Source organism: Sphingomonas longa (assembly GCF_016892685.1).
Taxonomy (GTDB): Bacteria; Pseudomonadota; Alphaproteobacteria; order Sphingomonadales; family Sphingomonadaceae; genus Sphingomonas; species Sphingomonas longa.
In genome coordinates, this window is the sequence record NZ_JAFEMC010000001.1 from 883,175 (window position 1) to 905,732 (window position 22,558).

Below are 22,558 nucleotides of genomic sequence, written 5' to 3' on the forward strand. Positions count from 1 at the left end.
GTTTAGGCCGTCGGCGGGGCCGCGGCTAGTCGGTGTGGCGGCGGTTGCGATCGGCTTTCAGGCACGTCATTCCGCGAACGCTGGGATTTCCGGGGTCGCGCGCGCGCGCCCTATCACCAAGCGACCCCAGCTTCCGCTGGGGTGACGACTGGAACTGGGGGAACAGAAGAAAGCCCGCAGAAACAGGTCGCCCCTCAACTCGCGACGAAGCAGCTTTCCCCGGCCACGCGCAGACGGCCGCAGATGTCCGCCGCCTGGTTCGCGCTGCCCGCATTCACGCGCAGGCGGTACAGCGTCTTGCCGCCCGTCGCGACCGGCTGCACCGACTTGCCCAAAGGTGCGATGTACGCGAACCGCTTGGAGAAGCGATCCCACGCGCCGTTCGCCGCCGCCTCGGACGGGAACGCGCCGAGCTGCACCAGCGAGCCGCCGCCGCCATTTCCCTGCGCCACCGGCCGCGAACCCGTCAGCGGCGCCGCGGCCTTGAGCGGGCCTGCGGTCTGCGTCGGCACCTTGGCGATTGTGCTGCGGCCCGGCGTCGCGCTGGGCTTCGGCTTGGGCGTGGCGGCGGGGACGACCTGCGCCGCCACCGGCGCCTCCGGCACGGCCTTCAGGTCGATCGCGCCGGTGCCCGCAGCTTTGCCGGCGCTGGTCGCGATCGCGCTGTCGCCTTCGCCCTCGACCTTCAGGCCACCGGGTTCGGTCGGGCGGACCTTGTAGTCGCCTTCCTGCGCGGCGATCAGCTGGCCGTCGCCGCTCTTGCGACTATGCGTCAGGTGCCAGATGCCGAACCCGATCGCCGCGACGACGATCAATCCCGCCAGCGCCAGCGCGATGACGCGCCCCAGCCCCGAACCCTCCGGCTCGTCCGGCTCGACCGTCTCCAGCCACGGGAGGCGATCCTCGTCTCGGATGTCGAGATTGTCGGCCATCAATTCATCTCCGTCACGGCCTCGACACCCATGACGCGCAAGCCGTTGCGGACGATCTGCCCGATTCCCGACGCCAGGAAAAGCCGCGCGCGCGTGGCCTCCGCATCGTCTGCGATCAGGAAACGGCGGTCCGGATGGTCGTTACCGACATTCCACGCGGCGTGAAAGGCAGCGGCCAAGTCATACAGATAAAACGCGATCCTGTGCGGTTCACGGGTCGCAGCCGCCGTCTCGATCGTACGCGGGAACTGCGCCGCCAGCTTCACCAGTGCCAGCTCATCCGTATCAAGACGGGACAGATCGGCCTCACCCCCGGTAATTCCCGCCTCCGCCGCCCGCCGGTGGAGCGATGCAATCCGGGCATGTGCATATTGGACGTAGAACACCGGATTGTCCTTCGATGCTTCCACGACCTTGGCGAAGTCGAAATCCATCTGCGCATCGGCGCGCCTCGTCAGCATCGTGAAGCGGACGACATCCTTGCCGACCTCCCGCACCACGTCAGCCAGCGTCACGAAGTTACCGGCCCGCTTCGACATCTTGACCGGCTCACCGCCGCGAAGCAGCCGCACCATCTGGATCAGCTTCACGTCGAAACGCGTCTTGCCGCCGGTCAGGGCAGCAACCGCGGCGACGATGCGCTTGACGGTGCCGGCATGATCCGCCCCCCAGATGTCGATCAGCTGATCGGCCGACTGCGCCTTCTGATAATGATAGGCGAGGTCGGCACCGAAGTAGGTCCATTGCCCGTTCGACTTCCGGATCGGGCGATCCTGATCGTCGCCGAACGCGGTCGAGCGGAACAGCGGCAGCACCACCGGCTCCCAATCGTCCGGCGTCTCCCCTTTCGGAGCTTCCAACACGCCGTCATAGACGAGGTCGCGGGCGCGCAGGTCGGCCTCCGCCGCCTCCGGCTTGCCCGCCGCCTGAAGCTCTGCCTCCGACGAGAACAGGTCGTGGTGGATGCCGAGCAGCGCCAGATCGTCCTTGATGAGGACCAGCATTTCCGCGACCGCGCGGGTACGGAACGGCTCCAGCCACTCCGGCTCGGGCGCGTCGCGGTACCGGTCGCCGAACTCGGCGGCGAGTGCCTGCCCCACCGGCACCAGATAGTCGCCGGGGTACAAGCCCTCCGGAATCGTCACGTCCTCACCCAGCGCCTCGCGGTAGCGGAGGTGGACGGAGCGGGCGAGCACGTCGACCTGCCCGCCGGCATCGTTGACGTAATATTCGCGGATCACTGTCGACCCGGCGAACTCCAGCAGGCTGGCCAGCGCATCGCCGACCACCGCGCCCCGGCAATGCCCCATATGCATCGGCCCGGTCGGGTTGGCGGAGACATATTCGATATTGACGGTGACGCCCTGCCCACTGGTCGAGCGGCCGTAATCGTCGCCGCCCGCGTGGATCGCGGCCAGTTCGTCGCGCCAGCTGTCGTCCGTCAGCACCATGTTGATGAAGCCGGGCCCGGCGACGTCGACGCGCGACACCTCGGGCAGCTTCTCCAGTTCGCCCGCCAGCGCTTCGGCCAGCACGCGCGGCTTGGCACCCGCCGGCTTGGCGAGGACCATCGCGGCGTTGGTCGCCAGATCGCCGTGCGTGGCATCGCGCGGCGGTTCGACCGTCACGTTGCGGCGGTCGAGCCCGCCGGGCAGCGTGCCGTTCGCGATCAGGGCATCGAGCGCCGCGTCGATATGTGCGGCGAACCGGGTGTAGAGCGTCATGTCAGTCCGTTTCGCGAAAGCGTCGGCGTGTACCCGCAAAGCCGCGGCGGCTCAAACGCGATTGCATCGACGACAATCGCGGGCTCCGGGCTTTGCAGTTGCAGCCATGCTGCACCGCAATATGATCGGTGCCGGAAGTGGAGAGGACCTGATCCGGCGCGACGCTATTCTCATGCGGAGTCCACGATCATGCGCAAGACCACCATCCTCGCCGCCCTCGCCGCCGCACTGACCAGCACCATCGGTATGGCCCAGGGTCCTGATACTGCCGAGCAGCGGACGTTCGTCCATGACGGCCATACCTACACCTACACGACCTCCGCGTTCGGCAAGTCGACGGTGCTTAAGGGCCGTCGCCTGCCCGGTGGAGAGACGTTTCGCCTCCAGGTTCGCGACGGCCGGGTGACGGGCCGCTCGGGCGAAACCCCGGTTGCCTTCTCCGTCCGCGACGCCAAGGGTGCGGCCGGCGGCGTTTCCACCCACGCGCTGTAAGCGGCTGCGACGGCGCGGTGGCAACGGCCACCGCGCCGTTCAGAACCCCTCGGGCAAGTCGATCGGCCCGATCAACTCGCGGTAGCGGGTGATCGCATATCGGTCGGTCATGCCGGCGATGAAGTCGGCGATGTGCCGGCTTCGCGCCGGCTCCTCCGCCGGCAAATCGTCGCGCCACCCCGGGGGCAACAGATCGCCGTCGGCACGGTAGGCCGCGATCAGGCCGCTGACCACGCCGTGCGCTGCGGACGCCGCCTCCAGCTGACGGGGATGGTGGTACAGGTTGGCGTACATGAAGCGCTTCAGGTCGCGCTCCTCCTCGCGCATCGTTGCAGAGAACCCGACCAGCGCCGCCCCAGCCGCGCGGACATCGTCCACCGACCCCACGCCGCTGGCCGCAATCCGCGACCGCGTCTCCGCGATCAGGTCGGTCACCATCGTCCCGATCTGGCTGCGCACCAGTTCACGCGCCAGCCGCGTGGGCGAGACGCCGGGGTAACGCGCGGTCACCGCCGCCCAGCCCCGCGCCACCAGCGGCACCGCCATCAACTGCTCGATCGTCAACAACCCGGCCCGCAGCCCATCGTCGATGTCGTGATTGTCGTACGCGATGTCGTCCGCGATCGCCGCGACCTGCGCCTCCAGAGAGGCATGACTGGTCAGGTCCAGCGGGAACGCCGCGTCCGCCGCCGCCAGCGCCCAACCCGGATGACGCACCGGCCCATTATGCTTCGCCAGCCCCTCCAGCGTCTCCCAGGTCAGGTTCAGCCCGTTCCACAGCGGATAGGGCCGCTCGATCTCCGTCAGCACGCGGAGCGTGTGGCCATTATGATCGAACCCCCCGACATCGTGGGTCGCGGCCTTCAGCGCATCCTCGCCGGCATGACCGAAGGGCGGGTGGCCGATGTCATGCGCCAGGCATAACGCCTCGGTCAGGTCCTCGTTCAGCCCCAGCGCGCGCGCCACCGCGCGCCCGATCTGCGCGACCTCGATACTGTGCGTCAGGCGAACGCGGAAATGGTCGCCGTCCGGCGCCATGAACACCTGCGTCTTGTGCCGCAGCCGGCGGAAGCTGATCGAGTGGATCACGCGGTCCCGGTCGCGCTGGAACGCGTCGCGCGGCCCACGCGTGGTCCCGCTATGTTCCTCGTGAAGACGACCCCGGCTGCTCCCCGGGTTCGAAGCCCAGGGAGCATGCGCGCTCACTTGCCGCCGAGCCTCGTCACCGGCTGGCCGGCATCGCTGGTGAAGGGAAAGGCGGACACGCCCTGCTTGGAGAGCTGGTTCACGAACGCACGCGCCTCCGAATCGGTCTTGAACGGCCCGGTCAGTACGCGGTTGGTGGCGCGCAGTGGGGTCGAGTAGCCGGCACGGGCGGCGAGCGCCGGCGACTTCGCCTTCACGCCGCTCCACGCCTTCGTCAGATCGCTCTCGTTCGCCCCGCCGGCAACCTGCACCCAGATGCGCGAGGGATTGGAGCGCGACGCCTTCTTGTCGGCCGCCGCCTTGTCGGCGAGCTCCTTCTTCTCCGCATCGGCCTTCTTGTCGGCCAGCGCCTTGCGGGCCGCGGCCCGCTTCTCGGCCGGTGTCAGCGGCTTGTCCGCCTCCTCCGCCGCCGCCTTGCGCGCGGCGCCACGCCGCTGTGCGGGCGTCAACTTCGCGTCGGCGACCTCCACCGGCTCCGCTGCCGCGTCCGCCGCGGCCTTGCGCGCCGCGGCACGCCGCTGGGCTGGCGTCATCTTCGCCAAAGCTCGGGCGGCTTCCCGCTCGTCGGTCGCGGCCTGGCGATCGGCCGCGCGCTTCTGTGCCGGGGTCAGCTTCACGTCGGCGACCTCGGTCTCTTCCGCCTCGGCTGCGGCCTTGCGCTTGGCGGCGCGGCGCTGCGCCGGCGTCATCTTCGCCAGCGCCAGTTCCTCGGCGCGCTTGTCGGCCGCGGCCTGACGCGCAGCAGCGCGCTTCTGCGCGGGCGTCAGCGGCTTGGCGTCGTCGGCATCCGCATCGCCGGTGAGCTTCGCAGCGACGGTCCGGCGAACCGCGGTATCACGCGCTTCCTTCGCCGCGGCCTCGGCGACGACGCGGCGACCGTCGGTGGAACGCGGCGCGCTGGCGACCGACGCCGGCACCATCGGACGCACCGGCGCGGTCGTGGCGGGGATCGCCTGCGTCACGCCCAGCTCCGTTGCCGGGATCGACAGGCTGGCGACGATGCGCGCCAACACCGAATCCGCGCGCTGCGTCGCCGCCGCCGTCTGCACCGGCGCGACCGGCTCCGTCGACGGCGGCGGAACGGCGGCGGTCTGAACCGGCTGCGGGAGCGATTGCGGGGTAACCTGCGCGACCTGCACCGGCGTCGTCCGGGTTGCTGGCTGTGAAACAACCGGCTGGGCCGTGGCCGGCCACGCCGGCGTGAAGGTCGATGTCGGCGGGCGAACCGTCGTCGCAGCGACTCGCACGTCGCTCTCGCGCATCGCGGTTGCGGCGGGCTGCACCGTTGCTGACGACGGGACAGGAGCAGTCGGCCCTGCGACGCTCACGCGTGGCTGCGCGGCAAAGCCGGGGCGGGCGCTGCCGGTATTGGCCGTCAAGACCGTCGGCGCCGTCGAGGTCGCAGAGGCGGTCGTGGCGGATAGCGGCTGACGCCCCGGCCGCTCGCGCCGGGTCGAGCGGCGATCCGAAGACTGCGGCGTCACCGCTGCCACCTGCACCGGCGTGACTGTTTCGGGCGGCAAGGCAGCGAGCGCGGGCGTCAGTCGGGCATCGGCGATCCGCTCCGGGGTCGCGGCGATCTCGCCGAAATGCACCGCGAACGCACGGTCGGCGGCCGGCAGCGTCGGCAAACGCTGGAAGAACAGCCCCAGCCCCTGCGCAACCCCGGCCGGCATCATCGTCGTCGCGATCTTCTCCGCGCCCGGCGTGTCGCCGCCCATCGCCAGCACGAACGCGCGTGCCCGCCACGCCGCGCGATCCTGCTTGCGCACCAACGGATCGAGTTGCGCCAGCGCCTCCGCCTGCTTGCCCGCGATACCCAGCGACAGGGCGTAGCGGCGGATCGTCTCGTCATCCGACGCGGTCGCCAGCGCCAGGCGGTAATCCGCCTGCGCCCGCCGCTGCTCGCCGATCAGGTCATAGGCCAACCCACGATCGGCGGCGAAGCGGCTCGCGCTCCATCCGCTCGCCTCGGCCTGCTGGTAGAACCGCAAGGCCTCGCCCGGCCGCTCGGAGCGTACGAGGATAGACCCCATGCCCGCCTTGACCCGTCCGTTGCGCGGATCGATACGGTCCGCGCGCGCGAACAACGCCGCCGCGCCGCTGAGATCGCCGAGCTTGATCGACAATTCCCCTGCGGTCGCAAGGGCAGTCAGGTCGCGGGGATTGGCGGCCAGCGCACGCATCTGGGTCGCGAGCAGGTCGGCGTCGCCGGGCGCCAGCGATTGCACCACCGCCTGGGCGGAGGCGATGGCGGGAACACTCGCGGCGGCAAACGCCCCGGCGAGGAGAACGGATCGGAATGTGCGGGCCATGATATGGAATTACCCTGAACCCGAGTGCGGGTGAACCGGCAATGTCTGATTTCTCCTCGCGCGCCGAAACGGGGCCGGGAAACGGCGAGTGGGCGAACGTCGGACGGTCGAGGGGCCGGCAACGACCCTCACCGGCGCCCGCGCCTGCCTGCGTGTCCAGCGAACGCCCGGAATCGAAGCAACGCCGCGGTCAGGCGCCCGCGCCTCCCATAACCCTGTCGCGGGTGATGCCGACGTCCGCTGGGATGACGATGATGTTGGTCGGCGCCACAGAAACAGCCGATGGTCGCAACTTAGTGCGAACTCATGAGGGTATGCGGCTCTCGGCGACCCTCAAAGCGAGATGCCGCCGCGCCGAATCCGAGAAAAAGAAGCGCGCTCATCGTAAAACGCAGGCGGACCGCCATTGCTTCCAGATTGAACAAACGTCCGTCAGCGGCGACCAAGCCGCAGACCGAACGAACCCTCGACCACGGAAAACCGCGGGCCAAAGCCCGCGGCTCCTATCCTACTGGTTGTTCTGCCGATGCAGGAACCGCGGGATGTCCAGCGCTTCCGGGTCGGCCGCGGCACCACCCTTGTCGTCGTCGCGCGCCGCACCGCGCGCGGCGTTCGACATGCGCTCGAACAGCGTGCCTCCCAGCTTCACCCGCGGGGCAGCGGCGGCCGGAGCCGGAGCGGCTTCGCTGCCGGGTGCGAGCCACTGGCGACGCTGCCCACCCTCGTCCGCAGCCGGGGTTGGCGTAGCGGGCTTCGGTGCTGCGGGAGCAGCAGCCTGCACCGGTGCCGCCGCGGGAGCCGGAGCGGGCGTCGGTGCCGGCGGGGTCATCATCGTGTCGGCGCCCAGCACCAGTTCGTCGTCCGCGGTGCCGTCCGACGCCGCCGGGGCGAGCGTCGACAGCTCCATCGGCTCTTCCGCCTTCGGGGCCGCAGGCGCTGCAGCAGGCTCGGCAGCGGTGGTCGGACGGAACGACGGCGTCTCGTCGGGCTTGCGCGTCATGCCGAAGCTGAACGAGCGGGTCGGCTCCGGCGCGGACGCCGCGGCCGATGCGGGACGTGCCTCCGCCTCGATGCCCGTCGCGACGACGGACACGCGAATGCGACCTTCCAGATCGGGGTTGAACGCCGATCCCCAGATGATGTTGGCGTCGGGATCGACCAGATCGCGGATGTGGTTGGCGGCCTCGTCGACCTCCAGCAGGCGCATGTCGTCGCCGCCGGTGATCGAGATGATGACACCCTTCGCGCCCTGCATCGACACGCCGTCGAGCAGCGGGTTGGCGATCGCCTTCTGCGCCGCCTCCAGCGCGCGGTTGTCGCCGGCCGCTTCGCCGGTGCCCATCATCGCCTTGCCCATTTCCTGCATCACCGAACGCACGTCGGCGAAGTCGAGGTTGATGAGGCCGGGCATGACCATCAGGTCGGTGATGCCGCGCACGCCCTGCTGCAGCACCTCGTCCGCCATGCTGAACGCCTCCTTGAAGGTGGTGTTCGCGTTGGCGATCAGGAACAGGTTCTGGTTGGGGATGACGATCAGCGTATCGACGTACTTCTGCAACTCCTCGATACCGCCATCGGCGGCCTTGGAGCGGCGGCTGCCCTCGAATGCGAACGGCTTGGTCACGACGCCGACGGTCAGGATGCCCATGTCGCGCGCCGCCTTGGCGATGACCGGGGCCGCACCGGTGCCGGTGCCGCCGCCCATCCCGGCGGCGATGAACACCATGTGGCAACCCTCAAGCTGCTTGGCGAGCGTGTCGATCGTCTCCTCGGCCGCCGCACGACCGATCTCCGGCCGGGCGCCCGCGCCCAGCCCCTGCGTGATCTTCGTGCCGAGCTGCACCCGGTTCGGCGCAGTCGATTGCTTCAGCGCCTGCGCGTCGGTGTTGGCGACCAGGAAGTCCACGCCCTGCACGTCGGCGCGCATCATGTTCGCGATCGCGTTACCGCCCGCGCCGCCGACGCCGATCACCGCGATGCGGGGCGTCAGTTCGTCCACTTCCGGTGCCAGGAATTCGATGCTCATCGCCAATACTCTCCGCGTCCCCGACCCCAAACCCTGGCCGGACCCCTGAATTAACCCTTTTACCCACCCGCTCGCGCGCCGCCACCTTAAAAGCGCCGCCAAACCATTGTCGGTTCAATAATTCGCGCGCGCCGCCTGGATGAGTTTCCGGAAGATGTTCATGCCCGCCGGTCGGTGCACCGTCTGGCCGCTCGGCGCGACGCTGCGCAGGTCGATCGGATCGGTCGCCGCATAGAAGGCCAGCCCCGCTAGCGTCGCGAACGCCGGCCCGCCATGCGCCTCCGGCAAGCCGGTCAGCCCACGCGGTCGACCGAGGCGTACCGACCGGCCCAGCGCCTGCTGCGCGTAGTCGGCGATTCCCTTCAGCTCCGCGCCGCCGCCGGTCAGCACGACCTGACGGCCGACCGGCCCTTCGAACTTCAGTTGCGCCAGCGCCTTGCGAACCTCCGCCATCTGATGCTCCAGCCGCTGCCGGATGACGCCGATCAGCTGCGCCTTGGTGATCTGCGTCCCCTCTGCGCCGTCGCCCAGTCCGTCCTCGGCCGCGATCGGCACGATCGGGATCATGTCGTGATTGTCGCGCGGCGACGCATTGGCGCTGCCGTGGAAGCACTTCATCCGCTCCGCCTGCGCGCGGCGAGTGCCGAACGCGCTGGCGATGTCGTCGGTGATGTCCGCCGCCCCCATCGGGATCGAGCACAGCCCGACAAGCATCCCCCCGGCGAACAGCGACACGTTGGTGATCCCCGCGCCCATCTCGACCAGCGCGACGCCCAGCTCGCGCTCTTCTTCGGACAGGCACGCCAGCCCGGTCGCGACCGGCGACGCGATGATCGACTTCACCTCCAGATGCGCGGACCGCACGCACAGGTCGAGATTCCGCACCGGCGAGCCATCCGCGGCGACGACGTGGATGTGCACGCCGAGCCGGTCGGCGTGCAGCCCCAGCGGCTTCTTCACGCCGGTCAGCCCGTCCAGCGTATAGAGGGCGGGCTGCGCGTGCAGCACCATCCGCCCCTGCGGGTCGATCGACTGACGCCCCGCGGCCAGCAGCGCGTCAATATCGCCCTGCTCCACACGGTGCCCACCCAGCTCGAACTCGACTTCGGCGACGTCGCTGACGAGACCGCCGGCGGAGAAGCCGATCCACACATTCTCGATGTTCAGGCCCGCGATCCGCTCCGCCTGCTCCACCGCCTCGCGCACCGCGACTTCGGTGGCGGCCATGTCGGCGATGTAGCCGCGCTTGACGCCGCGGCTCTCGCGCTGGCCGGTGCCCAGCACGATCAGTTCGCCGCCATCGCCCTTCTTGGCGATCATCGCCGAGACCTTGGACGATCCGATATCGAGTGCGGTGATGAGACCGTCCGGTGCTGCTTTCGCCATATTACCCCTCGACCGCCCCCGCGGTGATTGCCTGCGTGTCCGCGCCGTCCGTGATGGCCGGTTCGGGCCCGCCCTGCACCGCGGGTTCCGCTAAAGCATGATTCTGATTCAAACCGGGCTTTCGTGCAACCAACTTCGCAGGATCGCGCATATCGAACCGCAACCAGCCCCGCCCGAGCAGCGGCCGCGCCCCGTCCAGTTCCGCGAACCGGATCAACGCGCGCCCCGCGTCATCCTCCGGCAGCGCCAGCGTTTCGCCGCTTTCGAACGTCAGGTCCCAGCGGCGGTTACCGATCCACGTCGCTGCCTTGATCCGCGGTTTCAGCGCGGGCGCGGCGGCGAGGAGCGTCTGATACCCCGTCATCTGCCGATCCGCGCCCGGCCCGATCACCAACGGCAGGTCGGGGATCGCGTCCGGCCGCACCGGCTCCAGCAGCACGCCGTCCTTGTCGATCAGCGTCAGGTCGCCGCGGTCCTGCCACACCGCCGCCGGCGCACGCTCGACGATATCGACCAGCAGCGTGTCGGGCAGCCGCCGCGACACATGCGCGTCCGCGATCCAGCCATAGCGCAACAGGTTCTGCCGCACCGATTCCAGGTCGACGAGCGGCATCGCCCGGCTCTGCTGGTCCAGCGCGACGGCATAGACCGACATCCGGTCCATCCGCTTCAGGCCCGTGATCTCGATCTGCTCGACACGAAAGCCGGCCTGCCCCGCCGTCTCGGCTAGCGCCGCACCGACCATGCCGGGCACGCCGATATACGTCGCCGCGACAACCGCGGCGATGCCCGCGGCGCCGGTGATCGTCCACGTCACCGCCTTCTTCAGCGTCGCCTCGCTGATCGGCAGTTTCTGGACGAGCCGCGCGAACAACGGCGTCTTCTTCACCGGCTGACGCTTGCGCGGGGCCGGGCGCTTCGGCGGCGCGCCGCGCTTGATCGTGCGGCTCATTGTGGCCCGTCCCTGACGGACCCGTCCTTCAGGGCTTCGTCGACGATCGCCTGCACCAGATCGGCATAGTCCATGCCGACATGGCGACCCTGTTCCGGCACCAGGCTGAGCGGCGTCATCCCCGGTTGCGTATTGACCTCCAGCAGGAACAGCCCGTCGACACCGCGCTCGTCGTCCCAGCGGAAATCTGATCGGCTCGCGCCCTTGCAGCCGAGCAGGCGATGCGCCTCCAAGGCCAGCGACTTGCAGGCATCGGCGATCTCGTCCGGGATCTGCGCCGGACAGACATGCTCGGTCAAGCCGTCCGTGTATTTCGCGTCGAAGTCGTACCAGCCGTTCTTCGGCTTCAACTCGGTCACGCCCAGCGCCCGGTCGCCCAGCACCGCCGTCGTCAGCTCGCGCCCGCGAATGTACGGCTCGGCCAGCAGTTCGTCGAACGCCTGCCACGGGCCGGTCGCGTGCGGGGAGATCGGATCGCCGTAATTCCCGTCCGCGGTGACGATCGCGACGCCGACTGATGATCCCTCGTTAACCGGCTTCAGGACATAGGGACGCGGCAACGGATCGCGCTCGTACAGGTCGGCGGACTTGACGATACGACCGCCGGGCATCGGCACGCCGTGCGGGACCAATGCCTGCTTCGTCAGCACCTTGTCGATCGCGATGACGGACGTGGCGAGGCCGCTATGCGTATAGCGCAGCCCCATCAGGTCCATCATGCCCTGTACTGTGCCGTCCTCGCCCGGCGAGCCGTGGAGCGCGTTGAACACCAGATCGGGCTTCGCCTCCGCCAGTCGCGCGGCGACGTCGCGATCCATGTCGATCCGCGTCACCCGGTGCCCGCGCGACTCCAGAGCATCGGCCACGCCAGCACCGGATTGCAGCGACACCGGCCGCTCCGCGGACCAACCGCCCATCAGGACTGCGATGTGCATTACAGAAATCCTCCCCGGCACGGGGGGGTGGCAGCCGCAGGCTGACGGAGGGGTAGCCGCAGGCCGTCCCGCTCGTGGCTGCCCCTCCACCGCTGCGCGGTCCCCCTCCCCGTTCCGGGGAGGATTTGAAGAATATCAATCATCCCGCCACTCCCACGCGCTGGATTTCCCATTCCAGCGTCACGCCGGACTGCGCCTTCACCCGCTCGCGCACCTCTTCGCCCAGTGCCTCGATCTGCGCACTCGACGCAGAACCGAGATTCAGCAGGAAATTACAGTGCTTCTCCGATACCTGCGCATCGCCACGCGTCAGCCCACGACAGCCCGCCGCATCGATCAGCGCCCAGGCCTTGTGCCCCGTCGGATTCTTGAACGTCGATCCGCCGGTCCGCGAACGCAGCGGCTGCGACGCCTCGCGCTCGGCCGCGATCCGGTCCATCTCCGCGCCGATCGCCGCGGGTTCGGCCGGGTGACCACGCAATGTCGCGCTCACCACCACCGCACCCTCCGGCAGGTCGCTGTGCCGATAGGTATAGCCAAGCTCCGCTGGCGCCAGCGTCCGCCGCTCGCCGGACCGCAGCACGACCTCGCACTTGACCAGCACGTCGGCGACCTCCCGACCGTACGCACCACCGTTCATCCGCACGAACCCACCCACCGTTCCGGGGATCGATCGCAGGAACTCGATCCCGCCGATCCCCGCATCCCGCGCGGTCGACGATGCCAGGATACCGCTCGTCCCGCCACCGCAGCGCAACGTCGTCGCATCCAGCTGCTCGACCTTCGCGAACGGCTTGCCCAGCCGCACCGTCACGCCGGGCATACCCCCGTCGCGCACGATCAGGTTCGATCCCAGCCCCAGCGGCCAGACCGGCACCACCGGATCGAGCGCTGCCAGGAAGTCCGACAGGTCGTCGGCGTCGGCGGGCTCGAACAGCCACTCCGCCGCACCGCCGGTCTTGAACCACACCAGCGGTGCCAGCGCCGCGTCGCGGGTCAAGCGCCCACGCACCGCCGGCATTACGGGCTGAAGGGCGTCCGCCGTCACCACGGCCCCACGCCCCACAACCGCGTCCACGCCTGCCACGCCGCCAGATTGGCCTCGATCGCGCGCTTCGACGCCTCCTGCGCCTGCGCCAGCGCTTCGCCGGTGCCGACCGCATTCTTGCCGATGGTCAGCGCCTGCTGCTGCGCGTCGAGCATCTGCTTCTGCGCGTCGAGCGATGCCTTGATCCAGTCGTTCATCCCGCAACCCCATTACGGGCCTCGATCGCATCGGCCAGACCGGCGGCCCATTTGGTGATGTCGCCGGCACCCAGGCACACGATCATGTCGTCCGGCCGCAACGTCGCGGCGAGTTCGTCCGCCAGCGCGTCGGCGTCGGCCACCGTCGCGGCATGACGATGCCCGCGCCGCTTCAGCCCTTCGACCAGCGCATCGGCGTCGACACCGGGGATCGGCTGCTCGCCCGCGGCATAGACTGGCGTCACCAGCACCCGGTCGGCATCGTTGAACGCCGTCTGGAAGTCTTCCATTAAATTGCCAAGCCGCGAAAAACGATGCGGCTGCACCACCGCGATCACCCGCCCCTGCGCACCCTCGCGCGCCGCCGCCAGCACGGCGCGGATTTCCACGGGATGATGACCGTAATCGTCGATGATCGTCGATCCGCGGACCTCGCCCACCTTGGTAAAACGCCGCTTGACCCCGCCGAACGCGGCAAACCCCTGCTGGATCACCGCATCGGGAATGCCCATTTCCAGCGCCACGCCGATCGCGGCGAGCGCGTTCTGGACGTTGTGGCGACCGGGCATCGGCATCTCGATACCCTCGATCGAGCGGGTCTTGCCGTCCCGCTCGCGCACGATGCACTCGAACCGGTTGCCGCCCGGGACCGGCGTGACGTTGACGCCGCGCACGTCCGCCTGCGCCGAAAAGCCGTACGTCACCACCCGCCGGTCGCGCACGCGCGGCAAAACATTCTGCACCTCCGGGTGGTCGAGGCACAGCAGCGCCGCGCCATAGAAGGGCACGTTCTCCACGAACTCGACGAAAGCATCCTTCACCGCGTCGAACGACCCGTAATGGTCCAGATGCTCGGGATCGATGTTGGTGACGACCGCGATCGTGCCGTCCAGCCGCAGGAAGCTGCCGTCGCTCTCGTCGGCCTCCACGACCATCCAGTCGCTCGCGCCCAGTCGTGCGTTCGATCCGTAGCTGTTGATGATGCCGCCGTTGATGACGGTCGGATCGATCCCGCCCGCATCCAGCAGCGCCGCGACCATGCTGGTCGTCGTCGTCTTGCCATGCGTTCCCGCCACCGCGACGGTCGACTTCAGGCGCATCAGTTCGGCGAGCATCTCCGCACGCCGCACCACCGGCACGCGTCGTTCCAGCGCCGCCTCGACCTCCGGGTTCGACCGCACGATCGCGGTCGACACGACGACGACCGCCGCATCGCCGATATTCTCGGCGGCATGGCCGATCGCGACCGGGATGCCCTTGTCGCGCAGGCCCTGCACGACATAGCCCTCCGCCACGTCGCTGCCCTGCACGGCATAGCCGAGGTTCTTCATCACCTCCGCAATGCCCGACATGCCGATCCCGCCGATCCCGACGAAATGGATCGTGCCGATGTCGGTGGCGACGCCCCGCATCAAATCCTCCCCGGTACGGGGAGGTGGCGCGCCAAAGGCGGGACGGAGGGGCAGCCCCAAGCGGCATCGCCTGTGGCTGCCCCTCCACCAGCTACGCTGGTTACCCTCCCCGTGCCGGGGAGGAATGGTACGATCTGTTTCACGCGAACGCCTCCTTGCGCTGCGGCTTGCCGACCGGCAGCCGCGATACCGGCGCATCCAGGCTCTCGACCAGATCGGCGAGATCGCTCACCGCATTCGGCCGGCCGACGCTCTTCGCGCGCCCTGCCGCATTTTCCATGCCCGCCGGGTCCAGCCCCAGCTTCTGCATCTGCTTCGCCAGTTCCACCGCGGTGAAGTCCGATTGCACGATCGTCCGCGCCCCCCCGGCCTGCGACATCTCGCGCGCGTTCGCGGTCTGATGATCGTCGGTCGCCGACGGCAGCGGCACCAGGATCGCCGGCCGTCCCGCCGCCGTCAGTTCCGCGATCGTCGATGCTCCCGCGCGCCCGATGACCAGATGCGCCCATGCCAGCTGCTCGGGCATGTCGGGCAGGTACGTCGCCAGTTCGGCCGGGATGTGATGCTCGGCATATTTCGCGCGCGCGGCGTCGATGTCCTCGATCCGCGCCTGATGCGTCACCTGCAATCGCCGCCGGAACGCCGCCGGCAACATCGCCAGCCCATCCGGCACCACCTTCGACAGGATGCTCGCGCCCTGACTGCCGCCGGTCACCAGCACGCGAAAGATGCCGTCATCCTCCAGCAGCGGATAGGGTTTGGCCCGCAGCGCCAGCACCGCCTCCCGCACCGGATTGCCGACGAGGTGGACCTTGCCCGCGAGTTTTTCCGACAGCCGCTCGGTCGTCGCATAGCTCGTGGCGATCGCATCGACGCGGCGCGCCACCAGCCGGTTGACGCGGCCCAGCACCGCATTCTGCTCGTGAACCGCCGTCGGGATACCGCTCGCGAATGCCGCCAGCAGTGCGGGCATCGCGGGATATCCGCCGAAACCGATCACCGCCGCGGGTTTGAACGTCCGGTACAACTCGCGCGCCATCGCGCGTCCGCGCCACATCTCGCGCGCCGCCGATGCCCAGCCCAGCGGCCGCTTCACCTGAAATCGCCCAGCCGGCAGGACATGCGTCTGCACGCCGTCGAACAGCCCCGGGAAGCGCACCCCACGCTGATCGCTGACCAGCGCCACGCGGTGGCCGCGCTTCATCAATTCCGCCGCCAGCGCCGCGGCCGGGACCATGTGGCCGCCCGTCCCGCCCGCTGCCAGCACGTAATGCTTGTTCATTCCCCGCTCCAGCGGACCACGTAAGGCGACCGCGTCAGGAACGGATTGCGCCGGGTGAACGCCAGGAGCAAGCCCATGCCGATCGACAGCGCGATCATCGACGACCCGCCATAACTGATGAACGGCAGCGTCATGCCCTTCGACGGCGCGAGGCCGGTATTGACCGCCATGCTGACCAGCGCCTGCGCGCCGAACTGCACCGCCAGCCCCGATGCGGCGAGCAGCTTGAACTCGTCCTGCTCGTCCAGCAGCTTGACGAACACGCGCACCACGATCGCCAGAAACACGATCGCAACGACGGCACAGGCGATCAGCCCGAACTCCTCGCCTATAACGGAGAAGATATAGTCGGTGTGCGCTTCCGGCAGCCCGAACTTCGCCGATCCGCCGCCGGGGCCGGTGCCGGTCCAGCCTCCCGCGGTCAGCGTGCGGTGCGCCGCATCGACCTGGAAATGGTCGGCCGCGCCCTCACCCTCGACGTTCGGGAACAGGAACGCGTCGATCCGCTGCCGAGCGGTGCCGTAGAACATGTACGCGGCAGCGAGCCCGACCGGCACCATCGCCACCAGCCCCGCCAGATACCGCATCGGCGTACCCGCGATCATCAGCAGCGCCATCCACACCGTGCAGAAGATCACCGTCTGACCGAAATCCGGCTGCAACATCAGCAGGAACGCAACCAATGCCGTCATCCCGCCGGTGATGAGTACGGTCGGCAGCTCGTCGTCCTTCGCCTTCAGCGACAACAGCCACGCGACGGTCACGATGAACATCGGCTTCAGGAACTCGGACGGCTGGAACTCGGCGATGCCGACCCCGATCCAACGCCGCGCGCCGTTATGCTCCGCCCCGATCAGCGGCGCGAGCGCCAGCAGCAGCCCGAACACGCCCGCGCCCGCTACCGCCAACCTTCGCGCCAGCACGGCGGGCAGCATCGACACGAAGAACAGCACCGGCAGCGACACGCCGACCCACATCAACTGCCGCCAGAAGTAATACAGCGGCGCGAACTTCTTGTGCTCGCCCGAATAGCGTACCGCCGAGGCCGGGCTAGCCGCCGCCACCGCCACCAGCCCGATCGCGATCAGCAGCAGTGTCAGCAGCAGCAGCATGCGATCGATATCCCAGAACCACGTGCCGAGCGGCGACCGGTCGCCACGCCCGCCGCGCTTCTTCACCTGCGCCATCAGGCGCGCGCCCTTGGTCGGGTTGGCGCGGATATCGCTCATGCCAAGTCTCCCACCGCCGCGCGGAACGCCCGCCCCCGCGCCTCGTAATCGCTGAACTGGTCGAAGCTGGCGCAGGCCGGCGACAGCAACACCGTATCACCCGGTTGCGCGGCGGCAGCGGCGTGGCGAACGGCGGCATCCAGCGTGCCCGCCTGCTCCACCACCGGAACGCGACCCTTCAGCACCTCGGCGAACCGCGGCCCAGCCTCGCCGATCGTGTAAGCGGCGGCGACCCTGTCGAAATACGGCGCACATGCGTCGAGGTCGTCGCCCTTCGGCCGCCCCCCGACGATCCAGTGCACCCGCCCGAACGCGCCCAGCGCCGGCGCGGTACTCTCCGGGTTGGTCGCCTTGCTGTCGTCGACATAGGCGACCCCGTTCACCGTCGCGACCAGCTCCATCCGGTGCGGCAGCCCCGCGAAGCTCGCCAGCCCGCGATCGATATCGGCCTCGGCAATCCCCAACGCCTTGGCCACCGCGATCGCCGCCAGCGCGTTCTGCGCATTGTGCGGCCCCTGCAACGACGGCCAGCTACGCTGATCCATGCACGCGCCCGGTGCGATCTTGGTCAGATGCTCGCCCCGCGCCGACAGCCCGCGCGCGATCTGCGCCGACGCCGCATCGCCGATGCCGATCACTGCCTCATGCTCCGGCGACTGCATCGCGAACAGCCGCGCCTTCGACGCCGCATACGCCTCGAACCCGTCATAGCGGTCGAGGTGATCGGGCGTCACGTTCAGCAGCACCGCCACCTCGCAATCGAGGCTCCGCGTCAGGTCGATCTGGTAGCTCGACAGCTCCAGCACATACACGCCACCCGCCGCCAACGGCTCCTGCGCGAGGATCGGCAGGCCGATATTACCACCCATCAGGCTCGGGATACCCGCCGTCTGGCAAAGATGATGGATCAGCGCCGTCGTCGTGGACTTGCCGTTCGTGCCGGTGATCCCGACAACCTTGTGAGGCGGCAGTTCGGAACGCGCCTGTGCGAACAGTTCGATATCGCCGATAACCGGCACCTCCGCCGCTTTCGCCTGCGCTGCGAGCGGATGCGTGTTCAGCGGCACCCCCGGGGACACGACCACCGCGTCGAACCCGGTCAGGTCGTCGAGCGGGGCAAGACGCAAATCCTCCCCGGCACGGGGAGGGGAACCAGCGAGGCTGGTGGAGGGGTGGCCACGGGCGACGCCGCTCGCGTCTACCCCTCCGTCAGCCTCCGGCTGCCACCTCCCCGTGCCGGGGAGGATCGCGTCCCGCCGCGCTTCATCCGCATCCCAAGCGACAACGCTCGCCCCACTCGCGAGCAGCGCCCGCACCGTCGCCGAGCCGGAACGCGCCAGCCCCAGCACCGCGTACCGCTTCCCCGCCCAGGCGCGCGAGACGATCACCGCAGCTTCAACGTCGACAGACCGGCGAGCGCCAGCACGAAGGCGATGATCCAGAACCGGATCACCACCGTCGGCTCGCTCCAGCCGAGTTGTTCGAAATGATGGTGGATCGGCGCCATCCGGAACACGCGCTTGCCGGTGCGCTTGTAGAAGAACACCTGGATGATGACGCTCATCGCCTCGACCACGAACAGCCCACCGATGATCCCCAGCACCAGTTCGTGATGCGCGACGACCGCGATCGTGCCCAGCGCGCCGCCCAGCGCCAGCGAACCCGTGTCGCCCATGAACACCGCCGCCGGTGGCGCATTGAACCACAGGAACGCAAGGCCCGCGCCGACCACCGCGCCGCAGAAGATCGCGAGTTCGCCTGCGCGCGGAACGTGCTGGATACCCAGATAATCGGCGAACTTGGCGTTCCCGGCCAGATACACGATGACCATGAACGCGACAGACGCGATGATAACTGGCATCGTCGCCAGCCCGTCCAGCCCGTCGGTCAGGTTCACGGCATTGCCGAACGCGACGATCGTGAACGCCGCGAACAGCGGGTAGAAGTACCACAATTCGATATACATGCGGTTCGTGAACGGCAGGTACAGGCCGGTCCCGTTCTGCCCCATGATGATCCACGACGCGATGCCCGCGATCCCGAATTCCAGCAGCAGCCGCACGCGGCCGGGCACGCCTGCCGTCGTTGCCTTTCGCACCTTGTCGTAATCGTCGAGGAACCCGATCGCGCCGAACCCCAGCGTCACGAACAGGCAAGCCCAGACGAACGGGTTGGACAGGTCCATCCAGATCAGGATCGACAGCGCCATGCTGGTCAGGATCATCAGCCCGCCCATCGTCGGGGTGCCCCGCTTGGCGAGGTGGGTCTGCGGACCGTCGGCGCGGATCGGCTGCCCCTTACCCTGCCGCACGCGCAGCCAGCCGATGAAGCGCGGCCCGATGATCAGGCCGATGAACAATGCCGTCGCCACCGCCGCACCAGTCCGGAACGACTGATAGCGAATGAGGTTGAGGAGCCCCGAGAAACCCAGATGCTCCGCGATCCAGTACAACATTACGCGCCCTTCAGCCCCGCGATGACGCGGGCGAGGCCCACCCCGTTCGATCCCTTGACCAGCACCGCGTCGCCCGGCGCGATCATCTCGCGTGCGGCGGCCAGCGCTGCGCTCGCGTCGGCGCAATGGACGATAGCAATTCGGCCCTCAAGCCTTTCCGCAAGCGGGCGCATCGCTTCGCCGACCAGAACGGCCGCTTCGACGCGCGCCGCCAGCATCGGCTCCGCCAGCCCGGCGTGGTAATCGGCCGACGCGTGGCCGAGTTCGCGCATCTCGCCCAATACCGCGACATGCCGCCCGGCTTCCTCGCCCAACACCGCGAGCGTCGCGCGCATCGATGCCGGGTTGGCGTTGTAGGCCTCGTCAATCACCAGCGCCTCGCCTCCACCGGGCAGCGTCGCCGTAAACCGCGCGCCCCGCCCGGCCAGCCCGCCCAGCTCCGCCAGCGCCAGCCCGGCCAGCCCCAGATCGCCACCGACCGCATCGACCGCCGCCAGCACCGCCAGCGCATTCGACACCCAGTGCGCGCCCGGCTGCGACAGCGTGAAGCTCAATTCCTTCTCGCCGATGCGCGCGGTCACGAAGCTGCCGCCGGTCGGTAACCGCATCGCCTCGACCGCGCGGACATCGGCGGCCTTGTCCGTCCCGAACGTCACGGTGCGCGCTGCATGAGGCTGGGCCGCCGCGATCAGCCGGTCGCGGTGCGGGCTGTCATAGGGGACGATCGCCGTCCCGCCCGGCTCCAGCCCGGCGAAGATTTCGCCTTTCGCATCCGCGATCGCGCTCTCGTCGCGGAAGAATTCGGTGTGCGCCGGCGCAATGGCGGTGACGATCGCGACATGCGGCCGGACGAGCGTGGTCAAATGCGCCAGCTCGCCGGCGTGGTTCATGCCCATCTCCAGCACCGCCGCGCGAGTCGCCGCCGGCATCCGCGACAGGCTAAGCGGAACGCCCGTATGGTTGTTGTAGCTGAGCACAGACCGGTGTGCCTGACCCCGCCAGATGCGATCGAGACAAGCGTACAGCGCCTCCTTCGCGCTGGTCTTGCCGACCGATCCGGTGACGCCGATGATCCGCGCCTCGGTCCGCGCGCGGCTGGCGCGGGCGAGGTCTTCCAGCGCGGCGAAGCTGTCCGCGACGCGAACGTGCGGATACCCGCAGTCGTCGCTGACGATCGCCCCCGCGGCACCCTGCGCGAACGCCTGATCGAGGAAGCGATGACCATCCGTCGCCTCGCCCTTCAGCGCGACGAACAGGTCGCCCGGCCCAACCTCGCGGCTGTCGAACGCGACCCCGGACACCGCGAAGTCGACTGAGGCAGCACCTCGCGTCGCCGTGGCGATGTCGCCAGACGTCCAGAGCGCCGTCACCGCCCCGCCCCGTAACGAAGACCGAGCTTCGGCCGAGCCTGCCCCAAGACATTCCCCACGTTAGCATCAACGCGGGGGCCCGTTTCTATGTAGCGCGCCGCGACAACAGTTCGTTGCACAGCTAGCAGCGAAACCGGCTTGCCACCACTCGACACACTAGCATCGTTCACCCGGCACACTCCCGCGCCACGGCGACATCGTCGAACGGCAGCACCAGATCGCCGACGATCTGCCCCTGCTCGTGCCCCTTGCCCGCGATCAGCACGATATCCTCCGCCCCGGCTTCGCGAATTGCGGCGGCGATGGCGGCGCGGCGGTCGCCGATCTCGATCGCGCCGCGCGCACCCGCCAACACTTCGCGCCGGATCGCCGCCGGATCTTCAGTTCGGGGATTGTCGTCGGTCACGATGACGCGGTCCGCCTGCTGCACGGCGACCTGCCCCATCGTCTCGCGCTTGCCCGGATCGCGGTCGCCGCCCGCGCCGAACACCACGATCAGGCGTCCGCCGGCATGCGGCTTCAGCGCGGCGATGGCCGCCTCGATCGCGTCGGGCGTGTGCGCGTAATCGACATAGATCGGCGCGCCGCTCTTCGCGATCGCCGCCCGTTCCAGCCGGCCGCGCACCGGCTGCAACCGCGCCAGATCGGAGAGCGTCCGCGCCACGTCGCCGCCGGTTGCGATCACCAGCCCGGCCGCGACCAGCGCGTTCGCCGCCTGATACGCGCCGATCAGCGGTAGCCGCACCTGATAGGTCGAACCGTCCGCCTCGATCGTCAGCCCCTGCCCCAGCAACGTCGGATCGCGCCCCACCAGCCGCAACGTCGTGCCGCGCGTGCCGACCGTGACGAGCCTGTTGCCTCGTTCCCGCGCCAGATCGACGACGCGCGCCGCCTCGGCATCGTCGGCCCACACCACCGCCGTTCCCTCCGGTGCCAGCACCTCGGAGAACAACCGCATCTTCGCGGTCAGATAGGCAGCCATGTCGCCATGATAGTCGAGATGATCGCGGCTCAGGTTCGTGAACGCCGCCGCCGTCACTGACAGCCCCTCGGTCCGATACTGCGTCAGCCCGTGGCTCGACGCCTCGAACGCCAGATGCGTCACGCCCTCTCGTGCCAGCCCCGCGACGTTCGACAGGAACGTCACCACGTCCGGCGTAGTCAGTCCGGTCGTCACCCGCTCGTCCGCGGTCGTCACGCCAAGCGTACCGATCGAGGCAGCATGATGCCCCGCCATTCGCCACAACTGCCGCGTCATCTCGACAGTGGAAGTCTTGCCGTTGGTCCCCGTGACCGCCACCGCGCACGAGGGAAACGGCCCGAAGAACCGTGCCGCCGCCCGCGCGAACGCCGCACGCGGCTCATCGTCGGCGATGTGCACCGCGCCCTCGACCACCGCCTCCGGTCTCGCGATGACCGCGATCGCCCCGGCGCGCACCGCATCGGCGATATAATCTTCGCCGTTCACCCGCGCGCCGCGGAACGCCCCGAACACCGTGCCCGGCGCGACCTTGCGGTGGTCGATCGCGAAGCCGGTGACGACCGCGTCCTCGTTGCCGCCTTCGCCGATCAGGCTGCCCAGCTTCATCGCGCGCTC

18 protein-coding genes are annotated in these 22,558 nt (G+C 69.1%); 1 reads left to right on the forward strand and 17 read right to left on the reverse strand.

The genetic code is table 11. The annotated features are described in order from the left end of the window. Positions 1-194 precede the first annotated feature (194 nt). Together ILT43_RS04295 and argS are read right to left on the reverse strand one after the other, a co-directional pair. Positions 195-932, reverse strand: a complete 738-nt coding sequence (locus tag ILT43_RS04295; protein ID WP_204195169.1) for an SPOR domain-containing protein — start codon at positions 930-932, stop codon at positions 195-197. Continuing rightward, positions 932-2,656, reverse strand: a complete 1,725-nt coding sequence (gene argS / locus ILT43_RS04300) for an arginine--tRNA ligase (protein WP_204195170.1) — start codon at positions 2,654-2,656, stop codon at positions 932-934. Before argS ends, ILT43_RS04295 begins: the two co-directional genes overlap by 1 nt. 189 nt (positions 2,657-2,845) lie before the next feature. On the opposite strand from argS, the gene ILT43_RS04305 reads away from it, so the two are divergent. Further along, positions 2,846-3,148 carry a hypothetical protein gene (locus tag ILT43_RS04305; RefSeq protein ID WP_204195171.1) on the forward strand — a complete coding sequence of 101 codons (303 nt, stop codon included), beginning with the start codon at positions 2,846-2,848 and terminating at the stop codon, positions 3,146-3,148. Positions 3,149-3,187: 39 nt separating this feature from the next. Here the strand turns inward: ILT43_RS04305 and ILT43_RS04310 are convergent, their stop codons facing one another. The 15 genes from ILT43_RS04310 to ILT43_RS04380 form a co-directional block, all read right to left on the reverse strand. Next, positions 3,188-4,354, reverse strand: a complete 1,167-nt coding sequence (locus tag ILT43_RS04310) for a deoxyguanosinetriphosphate triphosphohydrolase (RefSeq protein WP_204195172.1) — start codon at positions 4,352-4,354, stop codon at positions 3,188-3,190. Next, complete coding sequence (locus tag ILT43_RS19765; protein WP_204195177.1) at positions 4,351-6,669, reverse strand: SPOR domain-containing protein; 2,319 nt, start codon at positions 6,667-6,669, stop codon at positions 4,351-4,353. The genes ILT43_RS04310 and ILT43_RS19765 overlap by 4 nt, the downstream gene beginning before the upstream one ends. Before the next feature lie 508 nt (positions 6,670-7,177). Beyond that, a complete protein-coding gene (gene ftsZ / locus ILT43_RS04320) occupies positions 7,178-8,695 on the reverse strand; it encodes a cell division protein FtsZ (RefSeq protein WP_204195180.1) in 1,518 nt (505 codons plus the stop codon). A 114-nt stretch (positions 8,696-8,809) separates the two neighbouring features. Then, entirely contained in the window at positions 8,810-10,081 is a 1,272-nt protein-coding gene (gene ftsA, locus ILT43_RS04325) for a cell division protein FtsA (RefSeq protein WP_204195185.1), read from the reverse strand. 1 nt (position 10,082) lies between these two features. Next, entirely contained in the window at positions 10,083-11,033 is a 951-nt protein-coding gene (locus ILT43_RS04330; protein ID WP_204195192.1) for a cell division protein FtsQ/DivIB, read from the reverse strand. Then, positions 11,030-11,968: a D-alanine--D-alanine ligase gene (locus ILT43_RS04335; RefSeq protein ID WP_204195213.1), complete on the reverse strand. Its 939-nt coding sequence runs from the start codon at positions 11,966-11,968 to the stop codon at positions 11,030-11,032. Before ILT43_RS04335 ends, ILT43_RS04330 begins: the two co-directional genes overlap by 4 nt. Positions 11,969-12,107: 139 nt before the next feature. Continuing rightward, entirely contained in the window at positions 12,108-12,989 is an 882-nt protein-coding gene (gene murB / locus ILT43_RS04340) for a UDP-N-acetylmuramate dehydrogenase (protein ID WP_211534394.1), read from the reverse strand. Positions 12,990-13,012: 23 nt separating this feature from the next. Further along, on the reverse strand, positions 13,013-13,213 hold the full coding sequence (locus ILT43_RS04345) for a hypothetical protein (RefSeq protein ID WP_204195218.1): 201 nt from the start codon (positions 13,211-13,213) through the stop codon (positions 13,013-13,015). Continuing rightward, entirely contained in the window at positions 13,210-14,625 is a 1,416-nt protein-coding gene (gene murC, locus ILT43_RS04350; protein WP_204195219.1) for a UDP-N-acetylmuramate--L-alanine ligase, read from the reverse strand. Before murC ends, ILT43_RS04345 begins: the two co-directional genes overlap by 4 nt. 139 nt (positions 14,626-14,764) lie before the next feature. After that, positions 14,765-15,907, reverse strand: a complete 1,143-nt coding sequence (gene murG, locus ILT43_RS04355) for an undecaprenyldiphospho-muramoylpentapeptide beta-N-acetylglucosaminyltransferase (RefSeq protein WP_204195222.1) — start codon at positions 15,905-15,907, stop codon at positions 14,765-14,767. Next, entirely contained in the window at positions 15,904-17,136 is a 1,233-nt protein-coding gene (locus ILT43_RS04360) for a peptidoglycan glycosyltransferase FtsW (RefSeq protein WP_204195232.1), read from the reverse strand. The genes murG and ILT43_RS04360 overlap by 4 nt, the downstream gene beginning before the upstream one ends. Continuing rightward, positions 17,133-18,524: a UDP-N-acetylmuramoyl-L-alanine--D-glutamate ligase gene (gene murD, locus ILT43_RS04365; protein ID WP_204195236.1), complete on the reverse strand. Its 1,392-nt coding sequence runs from the start codon at positions 18,522-18,524 to the stop codon at positions 17,133-17,135. The genes ILT43_RS04360 and murD overlap by 4 nt, the downstream gene beginning before the upstream one ends. Continuing rightward, positions 18,521-19,591 (reverse strand): phospho-N-acetylmuramoyl-pentapeptide-transferase, encoded by a 1,071-nt coding sequence (gene mraY, locus ILT43_RS04370; RefSeq protein ID WP_204195246.1) that lies wholly within the window; start codon positions 19,589-19,591, stop codon positions 18,521-18,523. The genes murD and mraY overlap by 4 nt, the downstream gene beginning before the upstream one ends. After that, positions 19,591-20,961 (reverse strand): UDP-N-acetylmuramoyl-tripeptide--D-alanyl-D-alanine ligase, encoded by a 1,371-nt coding sequence (locus ILT43_RS04375; protein WP_204195249.1) that lies wholly within the window; start codon positions 20,959-20,961, stop codon positions 19,591-19,593. Before ILT43_RS04375 ends, mraY begins: the two co-directional genes overlap by 1 nt. A gap of 166 nt (positions 20,962-21,127) precedes the next feature. After that, positions 21,128-22,549, reverse strand: a complete 1,422-nt coding sequence (locus ILT43_RS04380) for a UDP-N-acetylmuramoyl-L-alanyl-D-glutamate--2,6-diaminopimelate ligase (RefSeq protein ID WP_204195250.1) — start codon at positions 22,547-22,549, stop codon at positions 21,128-21,130. Positions 22,550-22,558 lie beyond the last annotated feature (9 nt).

What these genes read in the sequence shown, in the direction of transcription:
- ILT43_RS04295 (WP_204195169.1), bottom strand. Translation starts at nt 932, where the DNA reads ATGGCCGACAATCTCGACATCCGAGACGAGGATCGCCTCCCGTGGCTG.
- argS (WP_204195170.1), bottom strand. Translation starts at nt 2,656, where the DNA reads ATGACGCTCTACACCCGGTTCGCCGCACATATCGACGCGGCGCTCGAT.
- ILT43_RS04305 (WP_204195171.1), top strand. Translation starts at nt 2,846, where the DNA reads ATGCGCAAGACCACCATCCTCGCCGCCCTCGCCGCCGCACTGACCAGC.
- ILT43_RS19765 (WP_204195177.1), bottom strand. Translation starts at nt 6,669, where the DNA reads ATGGCCCGCACATTCCGATCCGTTCTCCTCGCCGGGGCGTTTGCCGCC.
- ftsZ (WP_204195180.1), bottom strand. Translation starts at nt 8,695, where the DNA reads ATGAGCATCGAATTCCTGGCACCGGAAGTGGACGAACTGACGCCCCGC.
- ftsA (WP_204195185.1), bottom strand. Translation starts at nt 10,081, where the DNA reads ATGGCGAAAGCAGCACCGGACGGTCTCATCACCGCACTCGATATCGGA.
- ILT43_RS04330 (WP_204195192.1), bottom strand. Translation starts at nt 11,033, where the DNA reads ATGAGCCGCACGATCAAGCGCGGCGCGCCGCCGAAGCGCCCGGCCCCG.
- ILT43_RS04335 (WP_204195213.1), bottom strand. Translation starts at nt 11,968, where the DNA reads ATGCACATCGCAGTCCTGATGGGCGGTTGGTCCGCGGAGCGGCCGGTG.
- murB (WP_211534394.1), bottom strand. Translation starts at nt 12,989, where the DNA reads ATGCCGGCGGTGCGTGGGCGCTTGACCCGCGACGCGGCGCTGGCACCG.
- ILT43_RS04345 (WP_204195218.1), bottom strand. Translation starts at nt 13,213, where the DNA reads ATGAACGACTGGATCAAGGCATCGCTCGACGCGCAGAAGCAGATGCTC.
- murC (WP_204195219.1), bottom strand. Translation starts at nt 14,625, where the DNA reads ATGCGGGGCGTCGCCACCGACATCGGCACGATCCATTTCGTCGGGATC.
- murG (WP_204195222.1), bottom strand. Translation starts at nt 15,907, where the DNA reads ATGAACAAGCATTACGTGCTGGCAGCGGGCGGGACGGGCGGCCACATG.
- ILT43_RS04360 (WP_204195232.1), bottom strand. Translation starts at nt 17,136, where the DNA reads ATGAGCGATATCCGCGCCAACCCGACCAAGGGCGCGCGCCTGATGGCG.
- mraY (WP_204195246.1), bottom strand. Translation starts at nt 19,591, where the DNA reads ATGTTGTACTGGATCGCGGAGCATCTGGGTTTCTCGGGGCTCCTCAAC.
- ILT43_RS04380 (WP_204195250.1), bottom strand. Translation starts at nt 22,549, where the DNA reads ATGAAGCTGGGCAGCCTGATCGGCGAAGGCGGCAACGAGGACGCGGTC.